Below are 11,307 nucleotides of genomic sequence, written 5' to 3'. Positions count from 1 at the left end.
CCTATCTGTCAATTTCGCCAAAAACGATGTTTGCGTTACCAATGATCGCAACAACGTCGGCAAGATATTCACCCACTAACAACTCTTGTAAAAATGCAGTGTGGAAGAAACTTGGTGTTCTCAGTTTCAATCGGTACGGGTATGGATCGCCTTGGGAATTGATATAAAAACCAAGCTCTCCTTTAGGTGATTCAGTAGCCACATACACTTCACCCACAGGTGGGCGCATACCTTGTGTTACTAACACAAAATGCTGCATCAACGAATAATTTTGCGTCATAATCTGCTCTTTAGGGGCAGAAACATAACTTGGAGCATGGGCAATGATCTCAGGAGAAGTTTGCTCATACATCGGGATAAGCTGTTTAAGGATGCGAATACTTTGGCGCATCTCTTCCATATGCAGTTTATACCTACCGTAACTATCGCAGGTTGTACTTACTGGCACATCAAATTCCACTTCATTATAAAGTTCATAAGGCTCTTCTTTACGAATATCCCATGCGATACCAGAGCCTCGAAGCATCGGACCTGAACAACCCCAGCTTTGCGCTTGTTCAGGTGTCACGACACCCACGTCTTCCAAACGCATTTTCCAAATACGGTTTTGATCTAACAACCCTTCATAATCACCAATATCAAGGGGTAAATGGTTAATAAATTTGTTGAGCCCTGCAATCCAGCCTTGTGGAAGATCAAGAGGCACACCACCAATTCTTACTGAAGAGTGCGTCAAACGTGCACCGCAATAATCTTCAATCAAATCGAGGGTATATTCTCTTTCTCTAAAAGCATAAAGGAAAATGGTCATTGCTCCCACATCAAGCGCGTGCGTTGCAAGCCAGAAAAGGTGTGAAGAGATACGGTTCAGCTCTAGTATCATCATACGAATTACTTTAGCTCGTCTTGGGACTTCAAGACCAATGAGTGTCTCCACCGCTAACGCAAAACCATAATTGTTCGCACTTGCAGCGATATAATCCATTCTATCCGTCGTTGGCAAAAACTCATTGTAGATCATATTTTCAGCCATCTTTTCCATACCACGATGCAAGTAACCAATATCAGGGGTTGCTTTTGAAACCTTCTCGCCATCCAGTTCTAAAATCAGACGTAACTGTCCATGCGAACTTGGATGCTGTGGTCCAAAGTTTACGATCATGTGGTTATCTTCACGCTCAAAGACCACATTTTCAAAAAAGGGTTTAAGTCTGTTGACTTTTTGCATGATTAGTATCTCTCTTTCACGATTTTAGCATCTTCTTTTTTGAGCTTCTTCACGATAAATACGCCACCCTCTTCTTGATAATCAGTAAACGTTTTTTCTTGGCTTGGTTCAGCCCCAAAAGGAACTTCATGATTAAGGTGCGCGAAACGATAGGTATCGTTCACATCAATACGTGCACTATCACGCTCTTCTGGTCCTATGATATCACGATACTCTTTGCCAAAAATCTTATCGATCTCATACCACTGCGCCACTTCATCACCATGCAATGGATAAGTTTTACGAAGAGGATGATCAAACCAATCATCGGGCATCAAAAGACGTTTCATATACGGATGTCCACTGATGATGACACCGAACATATCGTACATTTCACGCTCTGCCCAATTCGCACTCGCATAGAGGCTACTGACACTTTTGAGCACTTCTTTTTCTTTGATAAAACATTTAACGCGTAAGCGTTTACGTTTAGATGTCGAAAGGAGTTGGTAAAAAATTTCAAATTCTCCACTTTTTGCTAACCAATCAATAGCGCTATGTTCACTTAAAAAGTTATAGGAGAGTTCGTCTCGAAGTGTTTTGAGCACCGCTACATTATCTTTAGGATCAATATAAACAACTAACTGCCCTCTTTGAATATAGGCTTCTTTAATTTCAAATTTTGCTTTTAGTACGCTCAAATCATTGGTAAAAATTTCATCACTTTCGACAACGTCTTTCGGAATCTGTGGTGCAACGAAGTAACGATCACTAAAATAAGGCTTTTTTTGAACATTTTGTTTATCGCTATAACTTCTCATCATACCAACCTTTTAGGTTCTAATCTGCGTGATGCTTTTTCCGTTCGAATTTTCTTTTGTAGAAGCATAAGGGCATATTGAAGGGTTTCAGGTCGTGGAGCACAACCTGGGAGATAAATATCCACAGGAACGATGCGATCTGCTCCTTGAACGGTTGCATAGGTATTAAACATACCACCCGTATTGGCACAACTTCCCATACTAATCACCCATTTTGGATCAGGCATTTGATCGTACAATCGACGCATAAACGGTGCATGTTTTTTAGTAAGTGTACCTGCAATCACAAGCACATCTGCTTGTCTAGGGCTCGCTCTAAAAATCGTTCCAAAACGGTCAAAGTCGTAACGACTCGCACCCGTTGCCATCATCTCAATCGCGCAACAAGCAAGCCCATAAGTGAGTGGCCATAATGAATTACTTCTACCCCATTGAACGAGCTTATCCACTGTAGTCAACGCCACAGGAAGCCCCGCTTCTTGAAGGTAATTTATCTTATGCTGTGCCATTCGAGCGCTCCTTTTTTCCATGCATATACAAAACCAATGGTTAAAACGATGACAAATAAAATCATTTCAGTAAATCCAAACATTCCTAGGACTTTAAAATCTACTGCCCAAGGAAACATAAAAATAATTTCAACATCAAACAGAATGAACAAAACGGCAAAAAGATAAAAATGTGCAGAAATTTTGTTGGGTTGTTTGGTGACTTCAGGACCACACTCATAAATGCCGAGCTTGAGTTTTTCGGTATCCAATCGTGCCATCTTGCGACTGATCGAGCGTGCTAACACGGTAATACCATAAAAAACAACAGCACCAAAGATTAGGAGAAAAAAAGCTCCAAAATAAGGATGTGCAAAATCCATATGCGACAAAGGGGTCATCATCATTCCTTCATTTTTTTATAATGCTATTTGAGTAAAAACACAAAAACTACGTTAACCACAAAGGTACCAGACAAAGATGTTTCTTCAAAAAACTTGCCTCTAATGAACAAAAAAGATAACTTCACAACAAATCCATCTGAATGTTTACATGTAAACACTCAAAAAGGCTTGCTTATGCCTTTAGTTCATGAATCCAACCGACTTAGCATCACCAAAGGCACCTTTGGTTTCACGATCAATGGCAAGTTTGAAATCCTCAAAGGTAAACAGAGGCTTTGCTTTAGTAGCCACTTTTAAAGCTGTATTTTTAAGTACCACTTTAATCTGGCCACCTGTTAGTGGATACGAAGCGAGTTTTTCAATATCCAATCCCTCTTCATAGGTCGCATTTTCAGGTAAAAGTTTTTTCCAAAGTTCAATTCGCTGTTTTAAATCAGGCTTTTCAAAAGCAATTTTATAGTCAAAACGCCTTGAAAATGCGGGATCAATCGTCTCCAAAAGATTTGTCGTTGCAATAAGTAGTCCATCGAAACGTTCAATCTGCTCTAAAAATATATTTTGCATCTGATTGTGCATTTTATCGGCACTCGCTCCGCTGTCGGTTGAGCGTGCACTCAAGAACTGATCGGCTTCATTCAAAAGCAATAATGGCTCACTTTTCGTCTTTTTACACAGTTCTTTGTAGGTATCAAAAATACTGCGTACATTTTTTTCACTCTCACCGACATATTTGGAAAGAATCTTAGAGCAATCAAAGCTAAGGACACGTTTTTTCATTGACTTAGCCAAAGAAAGAGCTGTCATCGTTTTGCCCGTTCCTGGAGGACCATAAAGAATAATCTTAGCATCAATGCCACTACGCCTCTCTTTTATTCCCCATTCGCGCAGCAATTTCACCACGTTTTTATCAATTTGTTTCAGTAAATTATCAAGCACCTCTTTGGTCTTTGGATGTAAAATCACATCATCCAAATTGGTCTTTGGGTCGATCAATTCAAAAAGTTCCTGCTCACCGATGAGCATATCGAGTTTTATTTTCTTGCTTTTTTTCTCTTTGTTAGGATGCATAATCTTTTGCAAAAACTCTTCACTAATAAAGAAGCTTCGTGTCACACCACCAAAAGTACTCAGCATTTCATCGTAATCAATTATCAAATTTTCAATGAGTTTAGAACCCTCTTCTAAAAGTGAGCGATTTTTAATCTTCTCGTAATCATCAATACTGATAAGACTTATGAGCGTATTCATATCGCGTAAACTTTCAAACTCTCCCGCATACTCTTCTTTTAAAAGTGCTAGGAAAATGAGCTGTTCTTTTGCATTCAACTCATTTTCTTTAAAAATTGTCTCTACAATGATCTCATTTTGTGTTACTTTTATACGCTCAACAATACGACTCTCTAAAAGTTCAAGTTTATTTTTTAGGCGTCCAATACTCGGTGAATTTTCCGTAGCGTTGTGCTTCGTTTGGCTGAGTTTTTGATAAAGTTCAATACGAAAAAATTGATCTTTTAAATATTCAAGATGATCTTCATAGGGCGTAACATCTGGTAACACTACTTCAAGTGTTCCTTCTTCTAATAGCTTCAAAAAAGCAGAGCTTAAAGTAACAGTACTGTTTAAAAGTTCTAAATTTGAGACATCCATAATCTTCGAAGTTAGAAAGCTATTTTGAATAATCCAGCCTTGTTCAATGATGTCTTTAACAAGGGAAAGTTGTTGTAAATGCGCATAATTTTTATCACCAAAAAGTTTAATAAGACCATCAGCAACACCCATTTCTACAGAACCTAAGACATACTCTTTGGTCATCATTTGTAAAAATTTTGCTTCGTCAATAGAACACTTAAGATGCTCATAAATTTTTGATGTTTGAACCGTTTTACTCTCTAAAAAATCTACTAAATATTGCAATACAAACCTTTAAATCCAAATAAAAAAATTATAGTATAACTTATAATGACAAGATGATGATAAAATAACCCTTTGATGAAAAAGTTAATCTCTATTTTTTACGTAACATTCCACCACTTTGTACTTTCTCTTTTAAAATACGCTTAAGAACCTTCCCTGTTGCATTTTTTGGAAGCTCTTCAACAAAATAAATATGCTTAGGTAACTTAAAATTTGCTAAATGTTTTTTAAGATATTGGCGTAATTCCATTTCCTGAAGTTCAATACCCTCTTTGGGTTGAATAAATGCTAAAACATCTTCATCTTTGGTTTCGTCTTTAACACCAATCACCGCAACTGAATCAACACCTTCATATTTATAAATAATTTCTTCTATCTCACGAGGGTAAATATTAATTCCTTTGGAAATAATAAGGTCTTTTTTACGATCAACAATGTAGATAAAGCCATCTTCATCTTTTTTACCTAAATCTCCTGTAAGCAACCAGCCATTCATAATTGTTTCATCTGTTGAATTTGCGTGGTTAAGATAACCGTGCATAACACAATCTCCCTTAACCATAATTTCACCCACCTCACCAGTTCTAACTTCCATCATCTCTTCATTAACGATTTTTACTTCATAGCTAGGAAGAGGTAGCCCAACAGAAAGTGGTTTTTGATGATCAAGTCGATTGACACAAACAGCTGGTGAACATTCACTTAAGCCATACCCTTCTAAAAGCTTTGCTTTTTTAAATTTTGCATTAAAATCATGGAGTGATTGTTCACTGAGAGGTGCACTTCCAGATATAAAAATACGTACTTTATTAAACCACATAAAATACCATGGAATTTTTGCTTTTAAAAGTGCGTTATAAAGAGTTGGAACTCCCAAGAAAATTGTCACTTGTTTAAGCAATGTCTGCTTAAGCACATTGGCAAAAGGGAAAACAGAGCGAACAATGACAATGCTTGAACAGGTAAACATTGGAAGAAGTACCATAATAGAGAGAGTAAAAGAGTGAAACATTGGTAAAAATACGATGAAGCGATCTTTCTCTGTGATTTGAAATGAAATAGACCCAGCAATAGCATTGGAAAAAAAGTTGCGATAAGAAAGCATAGCTCCCTTAGGTTTACCTGTTGTTCCTGATGTATAAACGATACAAGCAAGATCATCTAATAGTGGTCGTTTTAGTAAGCGCTCATGATTTCCTAGATTTGCATCAATTTCAGTGAAGCTGTAATTTTGCTCATCTAAATAGGGATATTTATCTGTCCAAACAATTTTTTCGATTTTTGTTGTATTGAGCAAATTTTTTGTCTCATTTGCAAATGATGCAGATGAAATAAGCATCCGCGCACCACAATCATTCAGAATATACTCAAATTCCTCTTTTTTCAAAAAAGTATTTAAGGGTACTGCAATAGCCCCTATTTTCGTAATTGCAAATAAAGAGACAACAAACTCTTCAGAGTTGCCAACAATCATGGCAACTCTCTCTCCGCTTTTAATCCCGCTAAATTCTAAAAAACGTGCAAAGGTATCAATATTTTGCTTGAGTTTTGAATACGTAACTTTGCGATCATCGATAAATATAGCTGTTTTTTTAGGAGCATTTTTAGCATTCGCTTCTATAATCTCATAAAAATTCTGATACGGATAGGTTAGCATGTTTAAAACTTATATTTAAATGATGCCGTCACTAAATGGGCTGCAGAATCTGAAAATGTTCCATACGGTGCTGTTGAATTTGCTCTACTTGTAATTGTTCGATCTTCTTTATCATCATACAAATAAGCTAGACCCACTTTCAGGTTTTGAGTCACTTTATACTCAAAACCAATCGAGTATAGTTTTGCATCTGAGTCTGGTAACTCGAAACCAAGAGTATTATCTGGAGTAGGCGATTTATCAATTGCAAAACCAAGCATCATTTTAAGATTATCTGTACATTGGTGACTTAACCCAATACGATAAGCATTAGAATCTTTCCAATTTTTTAAAATTGGCTTATCAAATGCTGCCATAGCGGTAGCTGTTAAATCAACATCATAATTAAAATCTAAATTTTTATAAGCTGACCAATAGGTTCGCTCGTACACAAATTCAACGGTTGTTTTATCATACGTATAGGCAGTTGCTAATGCTAAAGAAGCAGGTAAAGGAATGGTAACAGAAGCACCTCCCCTATACATGCCACTTACAAGCGTTGCATCACCTTCAACCGTTAAATCAACTTTTGAGCGATACGTTGCAGCTAAAGTTAAATCTTTAATTGGCTTGTAACTAAGAGCCAAGTTATATCCAAAATCAATTGAATCTCCAGTAAGGTCTCTATTTGCTGGCGATCCAAGTCCAGAAGCATTGCTCTTAACAACACCATCCGTATAAACACCTCGCACACCAAAACCAAGTGAAAATTGATCATTAACAAGATAACTTGCTGTTGGATTCACTTCAATAACTTTAAGTGTAAACTCCTCTGAACTTGCTTTTTGAAAAGCTTCATCCCAACGTTTTGAAAGACCAGCCGGAGCTGTAATCGAAAGACCATAACGCCAATTTCCTACCATAGGGGAGACATAATGCAAATTCGGCATTAAAAACTGCTCTTCCTTAGAATCACCGTTCAAAGTACTGCTTTGAGCATCGGTATACTTCACTTTTGGCAAATTAATATAGGTCATTGCAACTTCAGTAAAAGCGCCATTTTCCATAAACGACATATTCGCGGGATTGTAGTAACTGGCATCTGCCCCATTTGCCCCTGCAACATATGCTGCACTTAGTGCTACAGAATTTAAAGATTGCTCAGGTATACGGTATCCTGAAGCTAGTAACGTCGCCGCACTAAGACTGAGCAGAGTGACTACTTTTACCGTTTGTTTCATATAGGTTCCTTAAGGTTTTTTAGTTGACAAGACTATAAAGCAGTGCGATTTCTTCTGCCCATATGGAATCATCGATTGTTTCAAGAACCAAAGGAATGTCATTAAGGCGTTCATCATTCATAATAAACCTGAACGGCTCGATTCCAAGTTTTCCCTTGCCGATAGAATCATGTCTATCAACACGAGCGCCCAAATCGGGCTTAGAATCATTTAAGTGCATCCCTTTGAGATACTTAAATCCGACGATTGTAGCAAATTTTTCCATCGTTTGCCTATATACCTCTTCACTTCTAATATCGTAACCTGAGGTAAACAGATGGCAGGTATCGATGCAAACCCCGACACGTTCTTTATCGATAGAGTTATCCATCAGGTAGCCTAAGTGTTCCATTTTGTAACCCATGTTGCTTCCTTGTCCTGCTGTATTCTCAACTATCAAGCTCACACCACTTGTTTGACGTAACACTTCATTCATGGATGCACTAATGAGCTCCAAGCATGCCTCTTCATCTATCTGTTTCAAATGACTCCCTGGATGAAAATTGAGTTTATCAAGTCCTAAAGCTTCACAGCGTTTTACCTCATCTAAAAAGGCACTCAACGATTTTTCACGTGCTTCATGCTCAGGGTGACCAAGGTTAATCAAATAACTATCATGAGGTAGAACATGCTTGGGTAAAATCTGTGCTTTTTCTAATTCGACTTTAAAACGATCAATCTCATCTTGTGTCAAAGGTTTACCTTCCCATTGACGTTGATTTTTAGTAAAGAGAGCAAAGGCTTTTGCTCCAATTTTTGTGGCATTAATGGGAGCATTAAAAACTCCACCACTGGCACTGACATGCGCTCCAACAAATTTCATAAAATTCCTTTATTGTAATGGTTTTAAACGGATCAGAATACCCTGTTTTGTGTCTCTAAAAGAGAGATTTGAGTCTTCAATTTTATAGATAATATGGCTATGAGGAAAATCTAACTCTTGTTCAAAACCATGACTCGTTTGATGTAAATTTTTGCCTTCAAAAATAGGTTGTTTCGCAATAATGTCTTCCATTAACCCTACATAATGTTCTTCTTGAAAGAACTGCTGATTGAAAGAGAGCTTATCCATACATCTTCCATCCAAACAGATGCTATTTCCCATCATTTCAAGATTGAAAAGCACACTTCCTGCAGAAAAAATTTGCACATTGGTATAATCTTGCCCTTGATTAATAAAACCCGTATCAGAAAGTGCAATCTGTTTGTTTTTAATTGTAATGACATACGTTTCTGACATAGTAATATTTTTTTTGACAGCACAGCCACTCAAGAAAAATAGCACTAAAAAGCTTACATGTAAAAGTTTTTTCATGTGCGACACTCCTTACACGTACCTTTAAGTACAATACTCTTTACATCACCTTCTACGTTACCAAGATCAACATTCATACAGGTTATTTGATGACACTGTTCACAGATAAAATGGGCATGCGTGGTGCTAGAAAGTTCAAAATACCACTTACGATCATCGGCCTCAAATTTATGCACCATTCCCAATTCTTCAAACTTGGCGATATTACGATAAAACGTCGCTTTATCCATTGTAATATTCATCTTCTCTTTAATTTGCTCATAGTTCATAGGATGATGCGTCTCTTTGAGCACCTCTAAAATGGAGGAGCGTGCGGCTGTAAATTTGATGTCGTGTTCTTGAAACAATGTTTTAATTTGTTCACTCATGATTTTCCTCATTAGTTAATAGTGAATGTTATCTAAAAAGCTATTAAGTCACAACTAAGTTGCATTAGATATATCACCCAACGAGTTCAGAAGGAGGTATTTGAAACTAAAAAATGAAAGACGTTAATATTCTGTACACTAAATAGCATTATTCCTTCTGCGATACTGCTCCATATAGTATGAGCCAAGTTCTGCCGTAAGCATGCCACCTAAAATCATCACAGCACCACATATTTGTGGAAATGTTAAAAGTTCGTTTGCGAAGAAATAACCAAAAACACCTGCACTTACTGGCTCCATCGTAAAAATAATTGCAGTTTTTGCTGCCGTTGTGAAACGTTGCATCGCTGTTTGTACCCAAAAGGCAAAAATTGTTGCAAAAATAACCGTAATGGCTATGGCATCTACAAACAACCTATTAGTATTAGGAGGCATGATTGAACCTTCCATCATAAAACCTCCAATGAAAGAACAAATCCCAACTGTTAAAAACTGAATCATCACTAAAAGGTATATATTATGTTGACGTGAGAGGTGACCTGTAAAAACAATATGCAATGCAAACATCATTGCACAGACAAAAGCATAAAATTCACCCAAAGATAAACCTAGTTCACTATTGAGTGTTAAAAAGTAAAGTCCCACTGAAGCTATAATGGCTCCCAACGTCGAAAACATTGAAGCCTTTTGTTTAAAAATAAGATATGTCACAAAAGGAACGACAATGACACTAAGCCCTGTGATAAAACCTACTGTTGAAGAATACGTATACGTAAGCGCAAAAGTTTGAAACGCATAACCTAAAAACATAAAAAGCCCCAAAAGAGCCCCTGCTTTTAAAACCTTGAAATTGAGATAACGAATTTGTTTGAATGAAATAAGTGCCATTAAAAGACCCGCTAAAGAAAATCGCCAAAACAAGAATGTATAAACAGGTGTTTCATTTACCGCTGCTTGTACTACAAAAAATGTACTTCCCCATGCCACAGCAACCATTAATAGTAAAAAATCTGCGCCTAACTCTTTAAATTTATTACTTATCACTCTTAACCTCTCACTTTGATAAAAGGGGCATTGTATCAAATGATATGTGAAAATACAGCACATACAAATTAATTTCTTCCGAAAAAAAAATTTTTATTTATCTCCCCAACAATAACATGATATAATCAAATTTAGTAAAATATTTTTATACTTATTTAATATTGGAGGCTTTTGGTTATGGCGCGAAACATTAAAAATTCCCTTCTCACTCTTCTTCTTCTCTCTTCTTTTTTATCTGCGCAAAATAATGGCGAAACCCTTTTTAAACAGTGTGCAGGATGTCATGGAGCCGACGGTCGAAATAAAGCCTTTGGTAAAAGTGGCATCATTGCAGGTCAGAGTGTAGCAGAGCTAATGGAAAGCCTAAAGTTTTATAAAGAGAGTGAGTTTAAAACCCACAGCACCACGTTAGTCATGTCTAAACAAGTCAAGAATATGAATATGGAAGACTTAAACGAAATTGCAAACTACGTCTCAAAATTACAAAAATAGCCTTTAAAGGATTGCGATGAAAAAGATTATCTGTGCCCTATTTTTTGGCACTTGTTTGCTTTCAACATCTCTTTATGCAAGTACCGTAAAAGGGAAAGTATTTTACGCACAGTATTTAAAACCTGTTTGTGGTTTTAATGGTGACGTTATGGGAAAAAAACATACCGCTAATGAATGGAAAATCTTTTATGACAATAACCAACTCTCTCTTGCAATTAAAGCTTTATGTCCCAATGCACCTTTAATTACTACGGAAAAAGATCTTACCAATTTATATCATTTTTTGAGCTCTTTTGCCAGTGATAGTGGAAATGTACCCTCCTGTAATTAATAATTTT

The 11,307-nt window shown here is 36.8% G+C and carries 13 protein-coding genes; 2 read left to right on the top strand and 11 right to left on the bottom strand.

The features are described 5' to 3' along the window. Position 1: 1 nt before the first annotated feature. The 11 genes from nuoD to FA584_RS00725 all read right to left on the bottom strand — a co-directional run bounded on the left by nuoD (position 2) and on the right by FA584_RS00725 (position 10,477). Positions 2–1,228 (bottom strand): NADH dehydrogenase (quinone) subunit D, encoded by a 1,227-nt coding sequence (gene nuoD, locus FA584_RS00775; RefSeq protein ID WP_096045548.1) that lies wholly within the window; start codon positions 1,226–1,228, stop codon positions 2–4. A 2-nt stretch (positions 1,229–1,230) separates the two neighbouring features. Beyond that, positions 1,231–2,031 (bottom strand): NADH-quinone oxidoreductase subunit C, encoded by an 801-nt coding sequence (locus tag FA584_RS00770; protein WP_167749970.1) that lies wholly within the window; start codon positions 2,029–2,031, stop codon positions 1,231–1,233. Next, complete coding sequence (locus tag FA584_RS00765; protein ID WP_087437461.1) at positions 2,028–2,537, bottom strand: NuoB/complex I 20 kDa subunit family protein; 510 nt, start codon at positions 2,535–2,537, stop codon at positions 2,028–2,030. The genes FA584_RS00770 and FA584_RS00765 overlap by 4 nt, the downstream gene beginning before the upstream one ends. Then, positions 2,519–2,908 carry an NAD(P)H-quinone oxidoreductase subunit 3 gene (locus FA584_RS00760; RefSeq protein ID WP_096047761.1) on the bottom strand — a complete coding sequence of 130 codons (390 nt, stop codon included), beginning with the start codon at positions 2,906–2,908 and terminating at the stop codon, positions 2,519–2,521. Before FA584_RS00760 ends, FA584_RS00765 begins: the two co-directional genes overlap by 19 nt. A 192-nt stretch (positions 2,909–3,100) precedes the next feature. Then, positions 3,101–4,834 carry an ATP-binding protein gene (locus FA584_RS00755; protein WP_167749969.1) on the bottom strand — a complete coding sequence of 578 codons (1,734 nt, stop codon included), beginning with the start codon at positions 4,832–4,834 and terminating at the stop codon, positions 3,101–3,103. A 91-nt stretch (positions 4,835–4,925) separates the two neighbouring features. Then, positions 4,926–6,491 (bottom strand): fatty acid--CoA ligase, encoded by a 1,566-nt coding sequence (locus tag FA584_RS00750; RefSeq protein ID WP_167749968.1) that lies wholly within the window; start codon positions 6,489–6,491, stop codon positions 4,926–4,928. Between the two features lie 2 nt (positions 6,492–6,493). Continuing rightward, complete coding sequence (locus FA584_RS00745; RefSeq protein WP_167749967.1) at positions 6,494–7,711, bottom strand: OmpP1/FadL family transporter; 1,218 nt, start codon at positions 7,709–7,711, stop codon at positions 6,494–6,496. 19 nt (positions 7,712–7,730) lie between these two features. Continuing rightward, positions 7,731–8,573: a deoxyribonuclease IV gene (gene nfo, locus FA584_RS00740; protein WP_167749966.1), complete on the bottom strand. Its 843-nt coding sequence runs from the start codon at positions 8,571–8,573 to the stop codon at positions 7,731–7,733. A gap of 9 nt (positions 8,574–8,582) precedes the next feature. Continuing rightward, positions 8,583–9,065: a hypothetical protein gene (locus tag FA584_RS00735; RefSeq protein WP_167749965.1), complete on the bottom strand. Its 483-nt coding sequence runs from the start codon at positions 9,063–9,065 to the stop codon at positions 8,583–8,585. Next, on the bottom strand, positions 9,062–9,433 hold the full coding sequence (locus FA584_RS00730) for a Fur family transcriptional regulator (RefSeq protein ID WP_096045541.1): 372 nt from the start codon (positions 9,431–9,433) through the stop codon (positions 9,062–9,064). The genes FA584_RS00735 and FA584_RS00730 overlap by 4 nt, the downstream gene beginning before the upstream one ends. A 138-nt stretch (positions 9,434–9,571) precedes the next feature. Continuing rightward, the gene (locus tag FA584_RS00725) at positions 9,572–10,477 is read right to left on the bottom strand and encodes a DMT family transporter (RefSeq protein WP_167749964.1); all 906 of its coding nucleotides are present in this window, start codon (positions 10,475–10,477) and stop codon (positions 9,572–9,574) included. A 177-nt stretch (positions 10,478–10,654) separates the two neighbouring features. On the opposite strand from FA584_RS00725, the gene FA584_RS00720 reads away from it, so the two are divergent. Both FA584_RS00720 and FA584_RS00715 read left to right on the top strand, forming a co-directional pair. Beyond that, positions 10,655–10,969 (top strand): c-type cytochrome, encoded by a 315-nt coding sequence (locus tag FA584_RS00720; protein ID WP_167749963.1) that lies wholly within the window; start codon positions 10,655–10,657, stop codon positions 10,967–10,969. 16 nt (positions 10,970–10,985) lie between these two features. Next, the gene (locus tag FA584_RS00715; RefSeq protein ID WP_096045538.1) at positions 10,986–11,300 is read left to right on the top strand and encodes a cytochrome C; all 315 of its coding nucleotides are present in this window, start codon (positions 10,986–10,988) and stop codon (positions 11,298–11,300) included. Positions 11,301–11,307: the final 7 nt, after the last annotated feature.

Origin of the sequence: Sulfurospirillum diekertiae (genome assembly GCF_011769985.2) — a bacterium.
In the GTDB taxonomy this organism is placed as follows: domain Bacteria; phylum Campylobacterota; class Campylobacteria; order Campylobacterales; family Sulfurospirillaceae; genus Sulfurospirillum; species Sulfurospirillum diekertiae.
The sequence above is the reverse complement of the archived record's forward strand: the minus strand, read 5'-3'. Positions and strand labels throughout refer to the sequence as shown.

Bases quoted from the DNA above. Each gene is read 5' to 3' on its own strand.
- FA584_RS00770 (WP_167749970.1), bottom strand. From the start codon at position 2,031: ATGATGAGAAGTTATAGCGATAAACAAAATGTTCAAAAAAAGCCTTAT.
- FA584_RS00765 (WP_087437461.1), bottom strand. From the start codon at position 2,537: ATGGCACAGCATAAGATAAATTACCTTCAAGAAGCGGGGCTTCCTGTG.
- FA584_RS00715 (WP_096045538.1), top strand. From the start codon at position 10,986: ATGAAAAAGATTATCTGTGCCCTATTTTTTGGCACTTGTTTGCTTTCA.
- FA584_RS00745 (WP_167749967.1), bottom strand. From the start codon at position 7,711: ATGAAACAAACGGTAAAAGTAGTCACTCTGCTCAGTCTTAGTGCGGCG.
- FA584_RS00750 (WP_167749968.1), bottom strand. From the start codon at position 6,491: ATGCTAACCTATCCGTATCAGAATTTTTATGAGATTATAGAAGCGAAT.
- nfo (WP_167749966.1), bottom strand. From the start codon at position 8,573: ATGAAATTTGTTGGAGCGCATGTCAGTGCCAGTGGTGGAGTTTTTAAT.
- FA584_RS00730 (WP_096045541.1), bottom strand. From the start codon at position 9,433: ATGAGTGAACAAATTAAAACATTGTTTCAAGAACACGACATCAAATTT.
- nuoD (WP_096045548.1), bottom strand. From the start codon at position 1,228: ATGCAAAAAGTCAACAGACTTAAACCCTTTTTTGAAAATGTGGTCTTT.
- FA584_RS00735 (WP_167749965.1), bottom strand. From the start codon at position 9,065: ATGAAAAAACTTTTACATGTAAGCTTTTTAGTGCTATTTTTCTTGAGT.
- FA584_RS00720 (WP_167749963.1), top strand. From the start codon at position 10,655: ATGGCGCGAAACATTAAAAATTCCCTTCTCACTCTTCTTCTTCTCTCT.